This window comes from Desulfobacter vibrioformis DSM 8776, from assembly GCF_000745975.1.
Lineage (GTDB): Bacteria > Desulfobacterota > Desulfobacteria > Desulfobacterales > Desulfobacteraceae > Desulfobacter > Desulfobacter vibrioformis.
The window spans coordinates 80,098-101,922 of record NZ_JQKJ01000002.1 but is presented as its reverse complement, the minus strand read 5'-3'; the positions used below and the strand labels follow the sequence as shown (position 1 = coordinate 101,922).

Sequence of the window (21,825 nt, the reverse complement as noted above, 5' to 3'; positions counted from 1 at the left end):
GATCTTGCAAATTTTTTTCAAACACAGGGGACGTTGGTGGAAACCAGCGCAAATACGCCAATTCTCCTGGAGGGCCAATCGGTCTGGTATATCCTGGAAGGCCGGGTGGAAGTGTTTGCCGTTCAGCTCAGGGACGGGAAAATTTCAGGCCCCAAAGATCATTTTCTCAGCGCAGGTCCCCACGCACTGCTGTTCGGCATGAACCTGACCGAATACGCCATGGGCCAGGGCTTCCAGGCGGTTGGATATCCGGGTACAAAGGCCGCGCACCTTTCTATGAATCAACTGATGGCCCTGGGGCAATCCCCGGAATACCGGGAGGACATTATCCGCGCTGTTGACCAATGGACGGCGGGATTGTCCCGGGGGATGACCAAGGACATTATACCAAAGCCCCGGCCTGACCTGCTTCTTTCTGCAGGCCCGGAAGAATCTTTGGAACGGGACAGGATCGCCTGTCCCGAAAGCCATGGGGGCTGGCTGGAATATCTGGAAGGAACCGGACTGTACATCAGCACCGAGGACGTCCTTGCCGGCGGCAGTCTTCTGCCGTTGTCACCAAATAGCTGGCTGCTGGCCTTCAAAGGGAGCCGGATCCGTTTGATATCTACAACGGATGCGCTGGTCACCGGTCGGCTCTGGTCATCCCTTGATGCCTTTTATGCCCTGATTTTCCAGGCCATGCTCATGAACAGCGCGCTGAAGGCCGTGGATATTTATAACCTGATGAGGGAAAAAACAGCCCAGGGTCTCAAGGCAAAAAAACAGGGGTTGATCCGGCTGGCCTCGGTCATGGACAAGGCCTGTGCATATCATGCAACCCATGAATTCAGCGATCCCCTTTCAGCCGCCTGCAGCAGCGTTGCCGAAGCTTTGGGCCTTGACATTACAATGCCGCCGCCCCCGGCGGAAGAAGCCGTGACACGGAAACTGACCGTCCAGGATATTGCGGCAAGTTCCGGGTTCAACGTTCGCCAGGTCATGCTTCCCGATGGTTGGTGGCGCAAGGATCTGGGCCCGTTGCTGGGATTTTCCGCCAAAGATCATACCCCCCAAGCCCTGATTCCCGTGTCTGCAACCCGATACGAGACTGTGGAGCCGGGCACACAGGAAAGATCCCGGGTAACCGCCGGGACAGCGGCGGCCATTGGGCCAAAAGCATATACCTTTTACCGCCCCTTTCCGGACACCCCCCTGAACGGCTGGGACCTTGTCAGGTTCGGCCTTAAAGGCTGCGGCAAGGACCTGAAGTATGTTCTGGTGCTGGCATCGGCCATCGGTCTTTTAGGCCTTATTGTTCCTTTGACCACAGCACAGATATTTAACCACATTATACCCAATGCCGACCGGGCGCAGATATGGGGAATCCTGGCTATTATTACGGGGTTTGCCGTGACCACGATTTTGTTTGAAACCTGCCGGAACATCAGCTTGCTCAGGGTTGAAAACCGCCTGTACTACGCATTGGATGCGGCGTTGTGGGATAGACTGATCCGTTTGTCCACCCCGTTTTTCCGGCAGTATGAAACCGGTGACCTCACAACGCGGGCCATGGGCATGAGCATGATTCGCCAATTAATTTCCGGCCCTGTGATCACGGTGATGATCAGCAGTTTTTTCTCCGGCTTTAATCTGTTTTTGATCTTTTACTACCATCAAAGACTGGCCTGGGTCGGTACCGGACTTATTGCTGCCGCAGGTGCGGTGATTTCCTGTCTTTGTTTGTGGCAGCTTCGCTACGTGCGCACCAGGTCGGTTATAGAGGGAAAAATTTCCAGCCTGGTCATGCAGTTTTTAAGTGCCGTGACCAAGCTTCGGGTCAGCGGGGCCGAGGACAACGCGTTTGCGATCTGGGCCCGGCATTTTAGCCGTCAGAAAAAACTTGCCTTCAAAGCAGAAGTCATCCAGAACATCACGGCCACCTTTATTAATAACTTTCTGCTCCTGGCCCTGATGGTCCTTTTTTCCTGGATGGTTTTCAAAGAAGGGGCAACCGGATTGGAAACAGGAGATTATATCGCTTTCAATGCCGCCTTTGCCGGTTTGAACGCAGCCATGGTGCAGATGATTATGGCGCTCACCGGCGTTGTGGCGGCCATTCCCTATTACGAACGAATAGCGCCCATTTTACAGACTTGTCCGGAAACAGACCGGCAAAAGACAGATCCGGGTTCACTGAGTGGTAAAATTGAACTGTGCCACATCTATTTCAGATACACGCCGGACACCCCCATGGTGCTCAAAGACGTTTCCCTTGACATAACACCGGGTTCTTTTGTGGCCATCGTGGGCGGATCAGGGTCCGGAAAATCAACCCTGATCCGTCTTTTACTGGGCTTTGAAACACCTGAATCCGGCACGATTTTTTATGATGACAACGACTTGAACGACCTGAATCTCCGTCAGGTCAGAAAGAATATGGGAGTGGTGATCCAGGCAGGAAATATCATGGCCGGAGATCTCTTCACCAATATCATCGGCAGCCACCCTTTGACCCTGGAAGATGCCTGGGAAGCGGCAAGAATGGTGGGCCTTGATGAAGATATCGAAAAAATGCCCATGGGCATGCACACCATGATCATGGAAGGGGCGTCCACCCTTTCCGGGGGCCAGCGCCAGCGCCTCATGATTGCAAGGGCCATTGTAAACCGGCCTGCAATTCTCATATTTGACGAAGCCACCAGCGCCCTGGATAACCGGACCCAGGCTGTGGTCAGTGACAGCTTAAGCAGACTCAAGTCCACCCGTATCATAGTGGCCCACCGTTTGTCCACCATCAAAGATGCCGACAAAATATACGTCATGGACAAAGGCGAAATCCGGGAAAGCGGCACCTTTGATTCATTGATGGCCCGGGACGGGTTGTTCAAAAGACTTGCAGAACGTCAGTTGCTGTAGCAGCAATTCTAAATTGGGGAAAGATAATTTCCAATATCCTTGATTTTTCAGACTTTCAGAAAATTAATTTTATAATCTATAAAATTTGCTGGTGGCGTTTCCGGGTAGACACAATCAAAGTCCGTCTCCCGTTGATTGAATAAGTGTCAACTTAAATATGGTTCAAGACACTTTATTTGATCGGTTTTGTATAGTATCTGAAATGAATTATTAGCTATCGATAACTATTCGAGCTTTGCAAGCGTGCTCAAGGAGCCGATCTCCTCCATTGATAAATCTTGAATTATTTTCCAGACTTTAAAAGTTTTGTCATATAAGTACTTGCAAAATCAATGAAATTACTCACGCGCAATGGCAGGCGTCTCTGTACCGGGTATACGATGTGAGCCGGTAAATCTTGGGCGTGCCACTCCGGTAAAATCCTTATCAACCGCTCGGAAACAATATCTTCGGCGATCAGCCACTCCGGTAAAACAGCAATTCCAAGTCCCATTCGAGCCGCTTCACGCTGGCTGGTGACACCTTCGGATGTCAGGACAGGCGTTATCTCCAACCTCTGTTTTTTCTGTTCAGCCGAATAAATGATGACTTCCTTTTCCTCACCAAATTGAAAGCCGGAAAGCGCCAGCCACGGCCAGGATTGAAGTTCGATTGGTTTGGAGACGGTGGCTTTATGCTTCTTTAGAAGTACAGGGGAAGCGACAAGGTATCGCTTAATGGCCGGGAGTGGGTGCGCGATGATCGTATCATCCGTAACGGTACCGGCGATGATGCCTATCTCGCAACCTTCTTCAAGCATATGCATTGGGCGATTGGAATAAGCAAGGTTAATTGTCACTGCAGGATTGGCTTGAATGAAACTTGCGGCAAGTCGACTGACGACACTCTGGCCGAAATCGATTGTCGAGAACAGACGGATATGACCTCGTAGGGTTGCCTGGTCGTCCTGAAGTCGCAGTTCGGCTTCTTCCGCCGCGGATAGAAGGGATTGGGCTTCCCGTAAAAACTGGTTTCCTGTCGAAGACAGGCGCATCCGGTGCGTATCTCTGAATAGCAATACGGCTCCGCAGCGATCTTCCAGGGTCTGCAAATAACGGCTCAGCGTCGGTTGCGTCACCTGGAGTTTGCGGGCCGCCACAGAAATATTGCCACTTTCCACAATACAGACGAAAGCGCGCAGCAGGGATAAATCGTCGAATACTGTCATACATAATCAGTATAATCGATATTCTGCTTATGCGTCTACCAAAAATTCCAGGCTGTAACATATTGTTGGTTGAGCAAGAAATAAACATCCAAACCAAAGGAGGTTGCAATGAATACATCCAAAGAAACCAAAGTGGCTATCGTTACAGGAGCATCACGCGGAATCGGTGCAGCCGTTGCCAAACGCCTGGCCGCCGATGGCATTGCCGTTCTGGTGAATTTTGCGAGCAATGCCGATTCAGCCAACGCCGTGGTGGAAGCCATCAAGGGCAAGGGGGGCCGAGCCACCGCAATCCAGGCCGATGTTTCCGTGCCTGCGCAGGTAGCCGCCATGTTTGACCAGGCCATCACGCTTTACGGCGGGGTCGATATTCTCATCAATAATGCCGGAATCATGCAGCCGGGTCTGATCTCTCTGTCCGATACGGATGATGCATTGTTCGACAAAATTGTGGCCGTTAATCTCAAAGGGACATTCAATACGCTTCGGATTGCAGCCGGAAAACTGTGTGACAACGGGAGAATCGTCAACTTCTCTTCCAGTGTTCGCAAGCTCGCCACGCCAGGCTACACTATATATTCCGCCACCAAATCTGCAGTTGAGACGCTGACAAATATTTTTGCCAAGGAATTGCGCGGCAGGAACATCACCGTAAACGCCGTGGCTCCCGGACCAACTGCAACTGATCTTTTTTTGAAAAACAAAACGAACGAACAGATTCAACACCTGGCTCAAATGCCGCCGTTGGAGCGGCTTGGGCAGCCTGAAGATATTGCCAATGCCGTAGCGTTTCTTGTCGGTAAAGATGCCGGGTGGGTGAATGGTCAAACTATCTATGTAAACGGTGGAATCGTTTAGTCAAAGGAAGGAGACGTGCCATGAAAAAAATCGTTATCTTTTGGTGAGGTCCTGAATTATCCTGAAGAAGAAGCTCGATCCGAAATTAGACAGAGTCTGCTCAGCTCGGCCGTTCGCTTTCAACAACCATTGACGCTATGACATCCTGATGTTATGATGTTTAAAAATAACTTCTGGAGGTGAAACATGTCCACATTATCAAAAAGATCAACCATATACTTGGACCCCTTTCTTCATCAGGCGTTGAGGCTCAAATCGATTGAAACTTCACGATCAATGTCTGAAATAATCAATGAAGTTTTAAGGGAAGCATTATCTGAGGATGCAGAGGATCTTGCGGCCTTTGATGAAAGAGCGAACGAACCTTTGATAAGTTATGAACAAATGGTCAAGAGATTAAAAAAAGATGGCCGTTTATAAAATTTTTTTCAAAGATTCGGTATGGAAAGATTTTAAGTCAATACCGGATAAGGATTTAACCAAGATTTTAGCCTGTATTGAATCTCTTGGCAAAGACCATCGTCAACCAGGATGTAAAAAGTTAAGCACTCAGGAGCGTTATAGGCTCCGGCATGGCAGATACAGGATTATTTATTCAATCCAAGACAATGAGCTTTCAATTTGGGTAGTTAAGGTCGGGCGCCGTAAAAGCATCTACAAATAAAGCGAACAAAACGCTGGTCGTGCCCAGATAAATCCGAATCGTTGGAATTCCATTGAATAGGAGGATGAAACTCGATATTGTTACCCGGTGGATGTAAGTCTGGGGTGTCTAAAAACCCGCTTTTTAGCCCTCCTTTTTAGCTCGGTTTTTGGGCCTGCTATAATCGGCTGAAACGCCTTATCTGATAGGCTTTTCAACGACACAAAAGAGGGCCAAAAAATGAGCAATCGAAAAAGGCAGATTTAGACACCCCAGACGAGGACTTTATTGAAAGCAGAAAAAATTATTGGCTGAAACCGGATCTAATTGCCGCTTCTTCCCCTTCTTTTTACTTTATTTAAACCCTTCCCACTTATGTCTTAAAAAATACGACCAATGAGCGCAACGCGTCCCTCATCTTTGTTGACCATCAATCCATCAATTTGCGAGTCTGCGCTCACTATTTTGTAATAGGAGTTAATAGGCCGTAATACCTCCATCTACTGACCATGAGGCCCCCGTCGTAAATGGAGAGGCTTCGCTGGCAAGAAACACAATGACTCGAGCGACTTCTTCTGCGCGCCCGAGGCGTCCGATGGGGTAAGGTTCGATTAGGCTTTTTAGATATGCCTCAGGGTCATTTTCCTTTTGCAGGTCAGCGTCAAGCATTGGTGTATGAATATCGCCAGGGCACACGCAGTTAACCCGAATGTTGTGAGGTGCCAGATCAACGGCTAATGCTTTGCTCATGATATTGATAGCACCTTTAGTCGCACAATAAAGAGACAAGCCTTTATTTCCTTGAAGACCTGCATCAGAAGACACATTAACAATGCTGCCGTATCCCTGGACCCGGAATTGCTCAACAGCATATTTGCAGATAAAATAGCTGCCTTTGACATTGGTATTCATCAGAAGATCAAATTGGGTTTCATCGATGTCATCAATTTGGTGATTAAAAGTGATGCCAGCGGAGTTCACCACTATGTCGAGGCCTCCAAATTGTTTCAAGGTGTGCGTGACTACTCGCCTGCAATCACTTACAACAGCCACATCACCTGATACATATTGTATCCGTTTTCTGGCTTCGGGCTGTGTGCTCACTATATTTTGTATCGTTTGATGGCCACGTTCTGAATTACGGCCATTGATCATCACATGTGCGCCTTCTTGCAAAAAAGTTTCTGCACTTGATAAACCGATGCCTGATGTACCCCCGGTTATTAAAACCACTTTGTTCTGAAGTTGCAAATTCATGTGAACTCTTTCTTTCTTCAATTTAAGGATGTCCGAAATCGACTTTTGGAAAATATCCTAACTGGCTGCTACCTGGATGGCAAGTGAGAATTTGATTTTTTACAGGGTATTCCGTCGATCCGGCAGTGCTGAGAGCATCTGGATTTCAAAAAGGCTTTTTTTGCTGTCTATTTCTCAATTTTATGAAAAGTCTAAACTTTTTATTAACCCTATTTGCTGCAAATGAAAAACGGGGTTGACTTTTTTTACTTTGAAGATATAAAAGGAGCCTGTTCATGACCTCGCAGCATGAGAAATTTGGATAGATAAAAGCATCTCTTTCACCACACCTTACAGAAATGCTAAAGGTGTATAAAAACGAAGGCTGAAGCCTTTTCCCAGGGTTTAAAATCGGGATGAAGGGACTGCTTATACATACATAAAGTGTCGTTTAACGCGACATAACGTTGATCGTTAATAAAGCCATGAAGGTTCAGGCAGATTGCCTATCTTTTATGGCTTTTTTTTTTACGTAAGAAAAAAAATAAAAAATGATGCCGAATTTTAATACTTGAAACAGGAGCAAAAAAAACAAAATGAAACCGGTTACAATGTTAACAGCAGGATTGTTTGTTGTTTTATTCACCGGTTCCCTGGGGTGGTGTCATGGTGTTATGGGAACCGTAAGCGAAATCAAGGCCTATTGCATCTCTGCCATGTATGACGATGGTGAGCCGATGAGCTACGCAAAAGTTGAGATCATGGCACCTGAAACAAGTCTTCCTTTTCAAAGCGGTCGTACGGATCGAAACGGCAGTTTCATGGTCAACGCAGACACCCCCGGCACATGGAACATTGCGGTCAGCGACGGTATGGGACACCGTCTGACATTGGATTTCCAGGTTGTATCGGACAAATCCTCCCCGGTGTCCGCCTCCCAAAGCAGCCAATTGCCGGACAAAGAGATTGTTTCTACCTTACCCTATGGAACAAATCGCCGTTTGAAGATCATCTGTGGGGTGTCTCTGATTTTCGGGCTCTGGGGATTTCTCTTTGGTTGGAAAGCCCGGCGGTCCAGGACCCGGGGATAACAGGTTCCATGATATTGCAGTAAAACAATAAATTTGTTCAACAATTTGTTCAACAAGGAGAAAAGGAGAACGTATGCACAAAACACAAGCAGGATTGATGCTCATCCTGGCACTGATGCTTTTTCAAGGTGTGCTTTGGGCCGGAGAAAACGAGTCAACCACCAAGCTTGACGAGATCGTGGTCATCGGTACACGCACCCCCCATGCGGTTAAGGACTCACCTGTAGAAACCGTTTTGATCACCCGCAAGGATATTGAACAGAGCAATGCCCAGACCGTAAGCGACCTTGTCAAAACAGTCCCCGGGTTCTCGGTGGGAGGAAACGATGATATTTTTGGCGGCTCATCCTCCCGCGCCAGGTTGCGGGGCTTAAGTTTCAACGACGGCTACGGCCTGATCCTCATTGACGGCCAGAGAATGCACGGAAGCAGTCAGAGCGGTGCCCATGGTGAATATGCCGTAGGTCTGAACCAGATCCCCGTCTCCATGATCGAGCGGATCGAAATTGTCAAAGGACCGTCCTCAGTTCTCTACGGTAGCGATGCCATGGCCGGAGTGATCAACATTATCACCAAAAAGGTTCCCCGGAAAACCATGGCCGGGGCCGGTGTTAAATATGGCTGGTATAAGGTTTCCCAGGGCAAGGATTATTACACGGATGCCGTAACCACCCCCACAGATTATGGAGAGAACCGCTACACACGAACCGCCTACGCGTATACTGGAAGCAAAATCAACGAAGATATGGGCTTTTTGCTCCACTATTCCCATGAGGATTCAGACGGGACCAGTTTAAGCCCCTATGAAAACGACCGGGATGCAGTGATGGGGAAACTGGATGTTGATTTCACAGATACGGCAAACGGCTGGATAAAGGGTGAACTCAGCAACTTCACAAGGGAGACCACAAGCACCACAGAAGAAGACAGCTACCGCATTTCAGCAGGTTTTGACTTCAAGCTTTCACAGAACCACCAGTTCATGTTGAAGGGCTATCACTACCTGGATGATTTCAGCACTTCCACGCGATCCGGCGACATCGGCTTTGACCAGGGTGAACTGATGTATACCTGGTATGCGCCGGCCAACCACGTTGTTACCTCCGGAATCGAATTTCAGCGCCAGACCATCGATTATTTCATGGACAACAGCAGCAGCGGAACCACGACCCGGACCACGGTGCTGGAAGACGTTGATACCTTCAGCATATTCCTGCAAGATGAGTGGACCCTTTTTGAAAAGCTGATGCTGGTCCCCGGCATCCGGTATGACAACCACTCCACCTTTGGGGATTCGTTTAATCCCAAATTGAGTGCCATGTACCGCTTCAGGGAAAGTACCACCTTGCGGGCCTCGGTGGGCAAATCGTTCAAATCCCCGACCATCCGCCAATTGTACTACGATGTCCCATATTACCACTCACCGTTCTGGGTCTCCTCTAACCCGGACCTGGAGCCGGAGGAGTCCATTGGGTATTCATTGAGCATCGAACAGTCGCTCTTGGATGACAAGTTAATCGTCGGGCTGGCCTATTTTAGAAACGACGTAGACAACATGGTGGTGACAGACCGGACCGGCCAGACCTATGAGGGTGCAGACCTTTATATCTACGAAAATATAGATAAGGCCATGACCCAGGGCATAGAAGTAACAGCACAATACTATCTGAATGACAATTGTTCAGTCTTGTTTGGTTACACCTATACCGATTCCGAAGACGAATCCACAGGAAACGATCTGACCTATACCCCGGACCATTCATTCTCCATCACCCCTGCCTATGAATACATTCCCTGGGGATTGGGCGTCAGCGGCATTGTCGAATACAACTCGGATCAATACACAGACAGCGACAACACACGTGTGCAAAAGGCACATGTGGTCGTTGACGGTAAAGTGTTCAAACGGGTAGGCAAGGTGTCCAAACTCACGCTGGAAGTGGATAATATTTTTGATTCGGACAAGGGAGACGACCGTTATCAGCGTACTGGCAGAACCATAACACTCTGCCTGGACATGTCATTTTAACAAGAGACATAATTTTTTAAGCAAGGAGAAGACAAATGAAAACAAATCAAAAAAATCGCATCTGGATGGTGGCTCTTGCCGCACTGGCCCTCTCATTTTTTACCTGTACACCGGTTCAGGCACATTTCCCCTGGCTGCTTCTGGAGGACGGGGCCATATCCGCGAACAAGCCCTTGAAATGGGTCATCGGCTACGGGCACCGCTTTCCCCTGTCCGGCTTCATGAATGGAGAAGAGCTGGAGGAAGCGGTTATTCTGGGGCCGGGTGCAGAAGACAAGACCGTTGTCACGGCACTTTCCGGAATCGAATTCACCTCCCCAAGCCCCTTGAAAAAAGAAGGCGGCTACGTCCTGGCAGCGAAACGCAAAAGCACTTTTTTCACCAAAACCACTGATGGATATAAACGCCAGCCCAAAAAGGGATTGAAGAACGTGATCAGTTCAGGGTATTACCACTCATACATGAAGGCCGTTGCCAATGTGGGCGAGGCCGGTGGCAAGGTGGATACCGTGGTGGGCCATGACCTGGAAATTTTGCCCCTGGTCAATCCCCTGGCCCTGCGCCCCGGTGATGATCTGCCCATCAAGGTACTCTTCAGAGGCAAGCCTTTTAAAACTGAATTTCTGGCAACCTACGGCGGATTCTCAACAGAGAATGGTGTTTATGCCTATGCGGCCAGTACAGATAAACACGGAATGGGAAAAATCCGCATCCTGGCTTCCGGGGTGTGGCTCATTAAAGTGAATTACAAAGAGCCCTACAAAGACCCTGAAATGTGTGATGTGGAAAGTTTCCTTGCGACCTGCACCTTTGAAATTCAATAACCTGGGGCGGCCGGCGCGGCTTCTGGCCGTGCCGGCCGTTTTACTCCTGCTGTCACTGGTTTCCACCTGGCCCCTTGTCACGGCACCTGGGCGCAGTCTGCCCATGGGCACAGAGACAAGTCCAACGGTTCCCCTGTTCAACGTCTGGACCGTCTGGTGGAACGTCCAGAACGCGGCCAAAGGGTATTCCGGGTATTGGGATGCCCCCATCTTTTACCCCCGGAACGGGACCTTTGCCTTTTCCGAACCCATGCCGCTGAGCAGTGTTGCAGCACCGGTTATATGGATCACAGGCAACCGCATCCTTGCCTACAATTTTTTACTTATCCTTTGTCTTTGCCTGAACGGGTGGTCAGCTTTCTGCCTGTTAAAGCGTTTAAATGTTTATCAGCCAATCCAGTGGACGGGCGGAGCCATGATGACCCTGCTGCCCTTGATCCATTCCTGGGTCGGGGTGATTCAACTGGTCCCGGTTTTCGGTATTCTCTGGACCATTTCAGCGGCTCTCACATTCATTCAACGGCCCACGGCAATTAGGGGAATTGTTCTTGGGGGCGCTTTTAGCCTGACCTATCTTATGTGTGCCTATTACGGTCTGTTTCTTGTGATTCCACTATCCCTGTCATTGGTCTGGATGATTGGAAACCGTCTTTGGGAGTGGCGTACGTGGCGGTCCTTAGGATTGGGCCTGATCACCGCAGGCGTCATCTGTTCGCCCTTTGCCCTGCACCAGGCTCAGACACAGCGCCTTCATGCGCCTTTACCCCAGAAATACCTGGCTGGTTTTTCTGCATTGGCCGGGGATTATCTGGTTCCTCCATGGCCCCACTGGTCTGGGGTAAGGCAGGTATCAGATGGCGCTGATGTAAATTTCGACGGCTTCAGACTTTGTCCGGGGTTTTTGAAGCTGGCACTGGCAGCAGCAGGTATTGGGCTGGGCCTGGTGAACCGGAAAAACAGGCGGTGGACACTTTTTTGCCTGACCCTGATGTGTACGGCCTTTGCACTTTCACTGGGACCGTGGTTAAGGATATGGGGGTGGCAGCCATATATGCTGCTGGTGAATCATCTGCCTGGATTCGGTCAGGCCCGTAACGTCTTCAGGTTCTCCATTCTGGTTCACCTGATGGTTGTTCTTCTGGCCATGGCAGGTCTGCAGGAAATTCTTACCGCTGTCCGCGTGCATATCCGTCAAACCCGGATGCACGGGTGGATCTCAGTTCTGGTTGTATGTCTGGGCGTGGCTGCTGTGGTGGAAATTCTTCCTCCTGCCCAACCCTTGTACCGGCCAGTGGATTATTCATTGACCCCGTCCTGGGTGAACTATCTGGCTGCACAAACGCCCGAAGACAGTGTCATCGCCTGTATCCCATTTCCTTTCAGGCCGGATGCGGCAGGATATGAACAGGAAGCCCAATGGATGTACTGGCAGACCTTTCACCGCCGTCAAATGGTAAACGGATATTCCGGCTATTTCCCGCCGGAATACCTAGAACTGAAATTTCATATGGCAACTTTCCCCGCCATGGAAACGCTATCACGCCTGCGGGAGATTGGCGTAAATTACTGTGTCGTAAAAAAAGACTCCATATTTGCTCAAACCACACGAAAAAAAGCGGTTACCGGTGTTGACCTCAAGCTGGTATTTGTTGATGATTCGTCCCGGATAGATATATATTGCCTGCTTCCATAACGCGCATGCTCAAAGATAACCGTTTAATATGCAACGTATTGATTCATGAATCAAATCAGTCTCGTTATTCCCTGCTTTAACGAAGAAAGAACCCTTGAAACATGCATTCGGCGTGTAATGCAAGTGCCTGATTTTAATTTTGAAATCATCATTGTTGACGATGCGTCAACCGATGGAAGCCTTGGCATCGCCAGGCGGTTGGAAAAAAAGTATCCCCAGATCCATGTGCTGTCCCACAGTAAAAACCAGGGGAAGGGGGCAGCTTTGAGAACCGGTTTCAAACAAGCCAGCGGAGATTTTGTTGCGGTCCAGGATGCTGATCTTGAATATGACCCCATGGAACTAAAAAAACTGGTTGCCCCCCTGGCCGACGGTTATGCTGATGTCGTTCTGGGATCAAGGTTTTTATCCACCGAACCCAGACGGGTGTTGTACTTCTGGCATTCCATGGGAAACAAGTTCCTGACCTTTCTTTCCAACATGTTCACTGATCTCAATCTTACAGATATGGAAACCTGCTACAAAGTTTTTAAAAGAGAGGTCATTCAAAATATTAATATCCAGGAATCAAGGTTCGGCGTCGAACCGGAACTGGTTGCTAAAATTGCCCACATGCGACTGCGCATCTACGAGATGGGAATTTCATACAAGGGCCGAACTTATGAAGAGGGTAAAAAAATAGGCCTCAAGGACGGATTTTGGGCCATATACTGTATTTTCAGGTACAATGCCCACAATGCTTCTTTGCCTCTCCAATTTTTCTTGTACCTCCTCATCGGCGGATTTGCTGCATTGGTCAACCTTTTCATCCTGTTTCGCCATAAAGCCAAGGGGGTCATGGCAGAAAAATAACCCGTAATTCTAATTCAAAGGTAAGGACGGCATTCTTAACTCAATGGAATCACAACAGGGATTCTTATCTGATTCACAACGCAGATTTCCAGTCTCTAGTTTCTGCGGCTCTGCCGCCTTAGATGCAGGCATCAAGGTCTGTCGTCATTGGCTTAGTTTTTTTTCAGGGAATACCCGCCCCAGGTCTGCTGGGATACCCCGACCACCATGAATGCATTGGGGTCGATCCGGTTAATGATGAACTTTACATCATACACCCGGGAGCGCAGCACGGTGAGATATAAAAGGCTGCGCTCTTCCCCGGAATACCCGCCTTTGACCTGCCACATGGTCACGCCGCGTTTCAATTCGTTGATAATGGCATACCGCAGGGGTTCTGGATCTTTGGTAATAATCATCAGGGTGCGCATCTGGCTGGCCCCTTCCAGGGCAAAATCTGCGCTCATGCCTGCGATCAGAAGCGCCAGAAAGGCCAGTAAAGATGTTTCCCAGCCGAACACAAAGCCGGCAGCGATAATAATGACCACATCCACGTACAGGCCGGACTGGGACATGGGAAACCCCGTTTTATTGTAAATGATCCGGGTAATGATCGAGGTGCCGCCGATGGTACCGCCAAAACGGTAGATAATACCCGAGCCAATACCAACGAGCAGTCCGCAGTAGATGGTTGCCAGAAGTTTGTTCGAAGTGATGGGAAACCGGGTGAAAACCGTTGGCATGTTGACAATAAAAAATTCTGTGGCACCGGAAAATACCAGCACAGCCAGGGTGGAGTTAAACAAAAACCGCCATTTACCCAGGGTGAAAAAGCCAAGGATGAACAATGGAATATTTGCCGTAAAATAAAACAGACCCGGGGAAAATCCGGTCAGGGTATTCACAACAATGCCCAATCCGGCTACTCCGCCTGCAGCCAGGTTGTACGGCATTTGAAACAATACATAGGCAAAGGCGTTTAGCACCGCACCCAGGGTAATGGCCAACTGCTGGCTTGAAATTCGCAGGATTTTTTGCCAACCCGGGGATTCAAGTTTTTGTTTCACCGTTTCTTTCAGCGTTTTTCGTGTCAAGCAGAACTCCTTAAAAATGAAGGTCTGGAACGTTGCCGCTCTAGCCTGAAGGATTGATGTATAGGGCGTGCGCCGGATCTGAGAAATCAAAAAAACCTGGTAACATGGATTTTGGGATTCAGCAGGGCAATGCCGGACTGATTTTTTTATTACAGGACAGGTAAAGCATCGATGTTATCGCCTATGCTCACACCATGCTTTTTAAACCACCCGCGGTTGACTTCAAGAGCATACCTCACCGGCTCTGTGGAAGCTATGATCGTTTCATCGAAAGGGTCTAATTCAAAAATATCTTTGATCTGTCCATTTTCGTCAAGATATGCCAAATCAAGAGGAATGGACGTATTTTTCATCCAGAATCTCAAAACCAAATTACAGTCATATACAAATAAGATACCTTCCTCCTGGGGCAGATTCTCCCGAAACTGAAGACCGGTTATCCGCTCTGCCCTGCTATCGGCAATTTCCACCAGCAATGGGTTGTCCGCGACAATTATTTTTATTTTTTCATTACCTGCATTTGTATCTGGATTGCCCAACACAACGAGAAAAAATAAAACATAAAAGTACAGATATTTGATTTTTTTAACGGTCAGAACAAAATTCATTACTGCCCCCGGCCTTGGGTCGACACCGGTGCCTACCGCGGTTCCGGCCTGACCCATTTGTAAACGCCCCTTGATACCCGTTCCAGTTTGCCCTTTTTTATAAGGCCGGACAGGATATTTCTGACCTTTTGCGGATCCATGTCTGATTTTTCAATGACTTCGGCAGCCGTTACAGGGCGTTTTGTCCGTCGCCTGAACAGGGTTTCAATGCCGGCTGCGTCTTTGATTTTCGGGAAGGCGGCCGGCGTCGAAACGGCTTTGGGTGCCGCGGGTTTGACGGAAGGGGGGTTCCTGCCGGTACCGGCGGCGCGGGGGGGCTTTTTTTCAGCTTTTTCGGCCTTTGTCCGTCCGGGTTTTGATTTTACAGCGGTTGTTTTTTCAGCCCTTGGTTTCCCGGGTTTGGGGGATGCTTTACCGGGTGATTCAGGTACGGCTGGCGGTAAGGGTGTTGATCCGTCCATATCTCCGCCCATATCAAGGTCAATGCCGAACATATCGGACAGGTTCCGGCTTTCTTCATCAATGATTTTCGGGGATCTCTTCCCGGACCGGACCAGAAGATCCTTCTTTGTCTCTTTGACGGTTTCGGAGACCAGATCGTTGACCTTTGCATTTCTTAACACGAAGAACAGGCCCGGGTCCTGGTCCAGGCGGGCACCGATCCCGTACAGCACGGCTGCCACATGTTTGCACATCACTGCCCGGTCCGGGCAGGAGCAATTGAGTTCAATCTCTTTGGGGGAGGGGAAAAGGCCCTTGTCTTTCTGGGTGAACAGCTCTTCAAGAGCCTTGGGGAATTTGCCGGCCATCAGTTGTTTAATGCTCTCCATTTTCCCCTTGCACTGGTCTTTGATCTGCTGCCATTGTTTTGGGGGAATGGGCTTGATGGCGATGGTGATCCGGTAGGGGGCGGCCTCGCCTCCCATGACCAGGCCTGAGACCTTGCCCGGCCGGATCTGGAGGTCCAGAACCGTTCCGTGCCGGACATAGCTGCGGCCCCGCTCAATCCGGTTGGCATAATCCGCGTACCGTTCCAGGTTTTTGTTCCAGGCTTTGCCCCACCAGGTTTTTGCAAGGGTCCGGCCCTCAATGGCCACGGGCTGAATGCCGGGGTTTTTCTTTTTTAAGGCCGCAAGCTTTTTTTCAGCCTTTGCCCGCTTTTCTGCCACGGTTACGTATTTGGGATACCCGTCGTAATACCTCATTGGATTCCTTTTACCGTTAAAACGTTATCTGGTGCCTTATTCCGGCAGGGTGAGCCGGAACAGATCCAGCAGGTCTTTATCATCCATTTCCGTGATCAGTCCCTGGGCGGACGGGGTGACCACCTGGTCGGCCAGGGCCTGTTTTTCGCTGATCATCATATCAATCTTTTCTTCAATGGTGCCCCGGGTGACAAATTTATGCACCAGGACCTTTTGGGTCTGCCCGATGCGAAACGCCCTGTCTGTGGCCTGGTTTTCCACGGCCGGGTTCCACCACCGGTCAAAATGGACCACATGGCTGGCCCGGGTCAGGTTCAGGCCCACGCCCCCGGCCTTTAACGAAAGCACCATAAAGGGGCAATAGGCATTGTCCTGGAAGGTTTGTATCAGTTTCTTGCGTTTTGCAACAGGCACAGATCCGTGGAGTACGAGTCCCGGGTGATGGAAGATGTTTTCAAGAAAGGCCCGCAAAGGCTCTGTCATCTCCTTGAACTGGGTAAACACGAGAATCCGTTCCCGTTTTTCATAAACGGTTTCACAGATGCTGCAAAGGCGCATGAATTTTCCGCTGTGGGCCGCCTGGAAATCCCCGGACCCTGTGAGCTGGTCCGGGTGGTTGCACAATTGTTTGAACCGGAGAAGAAAGGAGAGGACCAGGCCTTTTCTCTGGATGCCCGCGGATGTTTCAATGGCCTGTTTCAAATCCTTGATCGATTTTTTGTACAGAACCACCTGTTTGGGGCTTAAATCGGCAAATACCTTCATCTCCACCTTGTCCGGAAGGTCGGATATCACGGTTTTATCGGTTTTCAGGCGGCGCAGGATATAGGGAAAAATCATCTGCCGCAGCCTGGCATATCCGTTTGGATTGTCTTTCAGGGTTTTGGCAAACCTGGAGAACTCAGTCCTGTTGCCCAAAAGCCCGGGATTTAAAAAATCAAACAAGGACCACAGGTCTGACAGCCGGTTTTCCACGGGCGTGCCGGTCATGACGATCCGGTGGGCCGCCGGCAGGGCTTTGACGGACCGGGTCTGCTGAGTGGCGGGATTTTTAATGGCCTGGGCCTCGTCCAGGATCAGGCAGTGCCAGGAATACTTGGCAAGCCAGGCGTATTTTTTCACCAGGGCGTAGCTGGTGATGACCAGGTCCAGGCGGTCCAGTTGAGCCTTGGCCAGCGTAATCGCCTTGGTCTTCTCTGTCTTGATTGGCTGTGAATCCGACGCGGTAAAACCGGGGTGGGCCACACAGGTTTTAAGGCCGGGCAGAAACCGGCTGATTTCCCCCTGCCAGTTTGAAATCAAAGAGGCCGGCACCACCAGAAGGCTTGCCGGGCGTTTGCCGGTTTCAGGAAAGGTACTCAGCCATGCCAGGATCTGGACGGTTTTTCCCAGGCCCATATCATCGGCCAGGCAGGCCCCGAACCCGTAAGCAGTCAAAAAGTTCAGCCAGTTTACGCCCTTTGACTGGTAGGGCCGCAATTTTGCTTTAAAGCCTTTGCCCGGAGCCACCGGATCAACCTGTTCCGGGTGGGTCATTTTTTCCAGCACAGATGTCAGCCATGTTCCGTTGGAGACACAGACTTCCACCTGACCGTCATTGCCCCGGCCAAGCATCTTTTCCGGGGACAACCGGGCCCGCATGGCTGTTCCCAGGGTCATGCCCTGGGCGGCCAGGTTTTCAATCCGGTCCCAGGCTTTCAGGGCCTGTTTGAGTTTTTCCGGGTCCACGGCCACCCATTTGTTTTTGATGAACGCCAGGCCTTCGGCCTGTTCCAGGATGGCTTCAACCTCCTGCCTGGATAAGGCCAGACCGCCTAATTCCACACTGACGTTGAAATCAAGCAGCGCATTCAGCCCGGCCATGGTTGGTTTACTGTCCCCCATGGAGATGGTCACCCGGGGGGTGGCTGCACTTTGCTTCCACCAGTCCGGAATCCGGCAGAGCACACCGCAGGCCTCGTAATCCGGAATTTCTTTCAGAAAGCTGAACGCCTCATCCCCGTCCCAGGCCAGGGGATGGAACAACTCGCCGGAGTCAATGAGATCCGCTATTATCCGGCTTTTTTCCGCGGCTTTGTACACCGTGGATAAAAGGGTCAGAAGGTCGTCGTCATCATGGGTTTCAATGGCATGTTTCAGGGGCAGGTGCTTGGGTTTTCCATTGGCTCCCATGCCTGCGGAATAGGTCGCCATAAAGGCAAAGGGCAGGCCTGGATTTTTATTTTCCACCAGATGGAAAAACACCCGGCCCGCCGGGTGAAGATCGGGGTTCTTTTCACGGAAATAGTCGCTGACCCGGCCTTTGAATGCTTTGATGTCACGGGCAAATGCCTCATTAAACCCCTGCCACAGCGCCTCCAGCATACCGGCGGTTACGTATTCGGCCCCGGCCATCATGGGACAGGCTGAAATAAAATCGTTGACAAGTCCCGGCGGCAGGCTGATGACAGCGTCCTGCCCCAGGGTCTCAAGTTCGGCTGTCTTTAACAGCTCCCGGACAAAACAGCGGGAAAACCGCAGGAAATAGTCCAGGGAGGTTGAAAAATCCAAAGGGAATTGTTTGAACCCCAGGGTGTATAGCCAGTCGCTCCCCGGGGTTTGAGCGCTTTGGGCAATTTCCTGCAGGTATTGTACCTGGTCCGGGGAAAACGTATCTTTAACCGTTTCCCATTCAAGCACCAGGGCCTGGTCCGGCATGACTGAAACAACGGGTTGTTTTTTAGTTTTGTCCGTCAATTAATCTTGGCTCCGCCATTGTTATTCTCCGGTGCTGGTATATCAAATCCTTGGATCAACAACAAGGGATGCCGTGGATCGGGCAATCGCCATGTAAAAAAACGGGCTTGATCATAATTTCGGCCACGTTGTGTTCATCCCCTATCCATTGCAGGGTATGTCCGTAAATCCGGCATTCACGTACCGAAAGACACGTGTTTACCCCGGGAGATCCCCCATGTGCCAAATGGCTGAGGGTCGGGCAACCGGCTCTGACCGCATGGGAGAAGTCAGCAGACGGCATCGTAGTCGGTGGAAAGGAGCTTCATAAAAGTGGAGAGGCTTCACCCCGATGAAGGCCTGGACAGTGCCCGGGCCGAATGGACCGAGTGAATGGTGGTGGTGAGTAAGTGGGCGGCATTTATGGGAGTAATGCGGCAGTGGCCGAAATTCCCATGGCATGTCTCTGCCTAAAACCCGGTAAAATCGATGGGATAACCTACAAGCCGATTCTATTAATACCAGCTGAACCGCCTTGGTACGTGATCCGTATGCCGGGTGTTGCGGGAGGGCTCCTCAGTGATGGGGAGTCCTGTCCCGATTATATTAAATTTAATTTCATGTGTATTAAAGGGAACGGATTTCCCATTCCATCAAATGCAGATCGACCGGCTTGAATAAAGCCCATCCGGTGATAAAAGCCTATTGCATTAGGATTTTGTTCGTTGACATCAACTTTGGATGCAGCAAGGTTATTAATGGCGTATTCAGTAAGCGTTTGACCAAATTTCTGGCCAATATAATCTGGAGCTACAAATAACATTTCAATCTTGGAATCAGCAACCCCAATAAATCCTAATATCTTTTCGTTACTGTTTTTAAGGCAGAACAAATCGACAGAATCAAAATACTGCTCCAAAATTACAGTTTTTAGCTCAGCAATTTTTTTTTCGGGCAAAAAGTCATGGGTTGCTCTGACAGAACTTTCCCATACACTGATTAATTCCTGGTAATTTTCTTTTGTTGCTCCTTGAATCTTCATGGTGCCTTTTTAAAATATAACAGCATAATAGGGTTGAATTGTATTTGATGGGTTCATGCTTTGTCCTCTTCGAACAGTCGCGCAACTTCCCGGGGCAGATCCGGAAGCTCCAGGGTGACGGTCCTGTCCTTGTCCCTGAATTTGAGGAAACAGGCATGCAGGCCCATGGCGTTGAACTGCTTTTGGGTTTTTAAGAAATCAAGGGCCCTGGGGGAGCCGTACCGGGGATCGCCCACGACCGGATGCCCTGCCAGTTTGGCGTGGCGCCGGATCTGGTGCTTGCGGCCGGTGAACAATTCAATGTCCAGAAGGGTGTAATGGAGGGACTGGTCCAGAACCCTGTAGCAGGTCAGGGCCTTGATCCGTTTTCCCCGGCCCCGGGGATCGGCTCTGCCGCCGGCGGCGTGGGTCAGGGGGGTATCCCAGGTGCCCCGGGCCTGGCCGGGATGGTCAAAATGGCCGTGAACCAGGGCTTTATAGCGTTTTGTCACCTTCCCCCCTGCAAAAAGGTCCGAGAGGCCGGCCAGGGTGTCCCGGGCCGTGGCCACAAGGAGGAGTCCCGAGGTTTCCTTATCCAGGCGGTGTACGGGCTGGAGTATTTCCGTGCTGCCGGGGCCCAGTCTTTTTTGGAGTCCGGATATCATATCCCTGCCCGGATCGTTATGAACACTGATGCCCCCGGGCTTTTCCGCGCAGATCCAGCCTTGTCCCTGTTCTATGATTTTTATTTTTTCTTTCATGGCAGCCCATCCTATCCCATTCCTGGCCGGGGGGCAAAAGGCAATCAAGGGCAGGGGCAACTGCGGAATTTCAGGTGGGGCCGGGCACGGTGCCGGACTAATGGAATACGGTTACATTTTTATCGGGAATATGATAAATTGATCCGATTATTTGACCTTTGGATTTTCCTGGAGATTTCTGACTTGCTTCGTTGCGATCACCAGATGAGCTAACAGGCAATATAGACATGGGCCGGGGGCTTGATCATTTCATACAGGGCATATCCAAGGTTTTTCAGAGAATGTCCACAGCATTGAAACCGGGCTCTCCTTTGGCATTCACTTATCATCTTGGAAAAATGTTTAAAAATGCACCGGATAAAACCGGTGATCTTGGGGTTGGGCATCGCATATATTGATCACACGTTAAGGAAAGACATGAAAGCTATTATAACAGGCGGTAATCGAGGCATCGGGTTGGAAATATCAAAAAGACTTTTGGGCAGGGGGTTTGAAGTTCATGTTTTATCAAGATCGGGAATCGACTCCCCGCCGGATGGAGTCATTTCCTGGACAGCGGATCTTTCAGATTACGAACAGACGCTCCAAATTGTTGACAAGATCGGCCATGTGGACGTGCTGATCAATAATGCCGGAATCATGAATACCAAGACAGCAGGTGATTACTGCTACGATGAGATTCTTCACATACTCAACGTAAATCTGGTTACATCCGTGCGGCTTAGCGTCCACTTGGCTGAGAAAATGGCCAATAATGGCGGCGGCCGGATCGTCAGCACGGGTTCAATCGCCGGCGAAATAGGCCATCCTGATATTTGGTACGGCATTTCTAAGGCTGGAATCATGAATACCATGCGTTCACTCGCCAGAACATTCGGGCCCCGGGGCGTAGTTACAAGCTCAGTCGCACCGGGTCCTGTGGAAACTGAAATGATGAAGCGCATTCCCCAGGATAGAAAGGACCGCTTAAAAGCCGCAACGATCACTCAACAATTCTGTTCATCGGAAGAAGTGGCAGAGACAGTCTGCTGGCTCGCAACAGATGCACCTGCAACCATAAACGGTGAAGTTATTGACTTGAACAATGGTGCGAATTATAGATAGATGCCCA

At 50.0% G+C, this 21,825-nt stretch carries 18 protein-coding genes; 10 read left to right on the top strand and 8 right to left on the bottom strand.

The features are described from left to right. Window positions 1-36 precede the first annotated feature (36 nt). The gene (locus Q366_RS02305) at window positions 37-2,898 is read left to right on the top strand and encodes an NHLP bacteriocin export ABC transporter permease/ATPase subunit (RefSeq protein WP_169742917.1); all 2,862 of its coding nucleotides are present in this window, start codon (window positions 37-39) and stop codon (window positions 2,896-2,898) included. A 283-nt stretch (window positions 2,899-3,181) separates the two neighbouring features. Here the strand turns inward: Q366_RS02305 and Q366_RS02300 are convergent, their stop codons facing one another. Then, a complete protein-coding gene (locus tag Q366_RS02300; RefSeq protein ID WP_035235930.1) occupies window positions 3,182-4,105 on the bottom strand; it encodes a LysR family transcriptional regulator in 924 nt (307 codons plus the stop codon). Window positions 4,106-4,213: 108 nt separating this feature from the next. Between Q366_RS02300 and Q366_RS02295 the strand changes: the two genes are divergently transcribed. The 3 genes from Q366_RS02295 to Q366_RS02285 all read left to right on the top strand — a co-directional run bounded on the left by Q366_RS02295 (window position 4,214) and on the right by Q366_RS02285 (window position 5,627). Further along, entirely contained in the window at window positions 4,214-4,963 is a 750-nt protein-coding gene (locus tag Q366_RS02295; RefSeq protein ID WP_035235928.1) for an SDR family oxidoreductase, read from the top strand. Between the two features lie 186 nt (window positions 4,964-5,149). Then, window positions 5,150-5,383 carry a hypothetical protein gene (locus Q366_RS02290; RefSeq protein ID WP_035235927.1) on the top strand — a complete coding sequence of 78 codons (234 nt, stop codon included), beginning with the start codon at window positions 5,150-5,152 and terminating at the stop codon, window positions 5,381-5,383. After that, window positions 5,370-5,627: a type II toxin-antitoxin system RelE family toxin gene (locus Q366_RS02285; protein ID WP_035235925.1), complete on the top strand. Its 258-nt coding sequence runs from the start codon at window positions 5,370-5,372 to the stop codon at window positions 5,625-5,627. The genes Q366_RS02290 and Q366_RS02285 overlap by 14 nt, the downstream gene beginning before the upstream one ends. A gap of 456 nt (window positions 5,628-6,083) precedes the next feature. On the opposite strand, the gene Q366_RS02280 is transcribed toward Q366_RS02285, so the two are convergent. Continuing rightward, the gene (locus Q366_RS02280) at window positions 6,084-6,863 is read right to left on the bottom strand and encodes an SDR family NAD(P)-dependent oxidoreductase (RefSeq protein WP_035235924.1); all 780 of its coding nucleotides are present in this window, start codon (window positions 6,861-6,863) and stop codon (window positions 6,084-6,086) included. A gap of 575 nt (window positions 6,864-7,438) precedes the next feature. Here Q366_RS02280 and Q366_RS02275 point away from each other — a divergent pair. The 5 genes from Q366_RS02275 (at window position 7,439) to Q366_RS02255 (ending at window position 13,331) form a co-directional block, all read left to right on the top strand. Then, entirely contained in the window at window positions 7,439-7,933 is a 495-nt protein-coding gene (locus tag Q366_RS02275) for a carboxypeptidase-like regulatory domain-containing protein (protein ID WP_035235922.1), read from the top strand. 73 nt (window positions 7,934-8,006) lie between these two features. Continuing rightward, window positions 8,007-9,962 (top strand): TonB-dependent receptor plug domain-containing protein, encoded by a 1,956-nt coding sequence (locus Q366_RS02270; RefSeq protein ID WP_035235920.1) that lies wholly within the window; start codon window positions 8,007-8,009, stop codon window positions 9,960-9,962. Window positions 9,963-9,997: 35 nt separating this feature from the next. Further along, window positions 9,998-10,786, top strand: a complete 789-nt coding sequence (locus Q366_RS19985) for a DUF4198 domain-containing protein (protein ID WP_051957775.1) — start codon at window positions 9,998-10,000, stop codon at window positions 10,784-10,786. Further along, the gene (locus Q366_RS02260; protein ID WP_156968087.1) at window positions 10,758-12,479 is read left to right on the top strand and encodes a glycosyltransferase family protein; all 1,722 of its coding nucleotides are present in this window, start codon (window positions 10,758-10,760) and stop codon (window positions 12,477-12,479) included. Before Q366_RS19985 ends, Q366_RS02260 begins: the two co-directional genes overlap by 29 nt. Before the next feature lie 45 nt (window positions 12,480-12,524). Next, window positions 12,525-13,331 (top strand): glycosyltransferase family 2 protein, encoded by an 807-nt coding sequence (locus tag Q366_RS02255; RefSeq protein ID WP_084691673.1) that lies wholly within the window; start codon window positions 12,525-12,527, stop codon window positions 13,329-13,331. Between the two features lie 152 nt (window positions 13,332-13,483). On the opposite strand, the gene Q366_RS02250 is transcribed toward Q366_RS02255, so the two are convergent. The 6 genes from Q366_RS02250 to Q366_RS02225 all read right to left on the bottom strand — a co-directional run bounded on the left by Q366_RS02250 (window position 13,484) and on the right by Q366_RS02225 (window position 20,714). Continuing rightward, a complete protein-coding gene (locus Q366_RS02250) occupies window positions 13,484-14,404 on the bottom strand; it encodes a YitT family protein (RefSeq protein ID WP_035235916.1) in 921 nt (306 codons plus the stop codon). Between the two features lie 149 nt (window positions 14,405-14,553). Next, window positions 14,554-15,069 carry a DUF192 domain-containing protein gene (locus tag Q366_RS02245; RefSeq protein WP_051957774.1) on the bottom strand — a complete coding sequence of 172 codons (516 nt, stop codon included), beginning with the start codon at window positions 15,067-15,069 and terminating at the stop codon, window positions 14,554-14,556. Next, window positions 15,045-16,217, bottom strand: coding sequence for an SWIM zinc finger family protein (locus Q366_RS02240; protein WP_035235914.1), 1,173 nt, complete (start codon window positions 16,215-16,217; stop codon window positions 15,045-15,047). The genes Q366_RS02245 and Q366_RS02240 overlap by 25 nt, the downstream gene beginning before the upstream one ends. Before the next feature lie 36 nt (window positions 16,218-16,253). Next, entirely contained in the window at window positions 16,254-18,953 is a 2,700-nt protein-coding gene (locus Q366_RS02235; protein ID WP_035235912.1) for a DEAD/DEAH box helicase, read from the bottom strand. 580 nt (window positions 18,954-19,533) lie between these two features. Further along, complete coding sequence (locus Q366_RS02230; protein ID WP_035235910.1) at window positions 19,534-19,974, bottom strand: GNAT family N-acetyltransferase; 441 nt, start codon at window positions 19,972-19,974, stop codon at window positions 19,534-19,536. A gap of 53 nt (window positions 19,975-20,027) precedes the next feature. Continuing rightward, window positions 20,028-20,714, bottom strand: a complete 687-nt coding sequence (locus Q366_RS02225; RefSeq protein ID WP_084691672.1) for an RluA family pseudouridine synthase — start codon at window positions 20,712-20,714, stop codon at window positions 20,028-20,030. A gap of 417 nt (window positions 20,715-21,131) precedes the next feature. Between Q366_RS02225 and Q366_RS02220 the strand changes: the two genes are divergently transcribed. After that, window positions 21,132-21,818: an SDR family NAD(P)-dependent oxidoreductase gene (locus Q366_RS02220; RefSeq protein ID WP_035235908.1), complete on the top strand. Its 687-nt coding sequence runs from the start codon at window positions 21,132-21,134 to the stop codon at window positions 21,816-21,818. Window positions 21,819-21,825 lie beyond the last annotated feature (7 nt).

Coding starts and splice junctions, on each gene's coding strand:
- Q366_RS02275 (WP_035235922.1), top strand. CDS start 7,439: ATGAAACCGGTTACAATGTTAACAGCAGGATTGTTTGTTGTTTTATTC.
- Q366_RS02245 (WP_051957774.1), bottom strand. CDS start 15,069: ATGGGTCAGGCCGGAACCGCGGTAGGCACCGGTGTCGACCCAAGGCCG.
- Q366_RS19985 (WP_051957775.1), top strand. CDS start 9,998: ATGAAAACAAATCAAAAAAATCGCATCTGGATGGTGGCTCTTGCCGCA.
- Q366_RS02240 (WP_035235914.1), bottom strand. CDS start 16,217: ATGAGGTATTACGACGGGTATCCCAAATACGTAACCGTGGCAGAAAAG.
- Q366_RS02280 (WP_035235924.1), bottom strand. CDS start 6,863: ATGAATTTGCAACTTCAGAACAAAGTGGTTTTAATAACCGGGGGTACA.
- Q366_RS02255 (WP_084691673.1), top strand. CDS start 12,525: ATGAATCAAATCAGTCTCGTTATTCCCTGCTTTAACGAAGAAAGAACC.
- Q366_RS02220 (WP_035235908.1), top strand. CDS start 21,132: ATGAAAGCTATTATAACAGGCGGTAATCGAGGCATCGGGTTGGAAATA.
- Q366_RS02295 (WP_035235928.1), top strand. CDS start 4,214: ATGAATACATCCAAAGAAACCAAAGTGGCTATCGTTACAGGAGCATCA.
- Q366_RS02300 (WP_035235930.1), bottom strand. CDS start 4,105: ATGACAGTATTCGACGATTTATCCCTGCTGCGCGCTTTCGTCTGTATT.
- Q366_RS02230 (WP_035235910.1), bottom strand. CDS start 19,974: ATGAAGATTCAAGGAGCAACAAAAGAAAATTACCAGGAATTAATCAGT.
- Q366_RS02285 (WP_035235925.1), top strand. CDS start 5,370: ATGGCCGTTTATAAAATTTTTTTCAAAGATTCGGTATGGAAAGATTTT.
- Q366_RS02225 (WP_084691672.1), bottom strand. CDS start 20,714: ATGAAAGAAAAAATAAAAATCATAGAACAGGGACAAGGCTGGATCTGC.
- Q366_RS02290 (WP_035235927.1), top strand. CDS start 5,150: ATGTCCACATTATCAAAAAGATCAACCATATACTTGGACCCCTTTCTT.
- Q366_RS02270 (WP_035235920.1), top strand. CDS start 8,007: ATGCACAAAACACAAGCAGGATTGATGCTCATCCTGGCACTGATGCTT.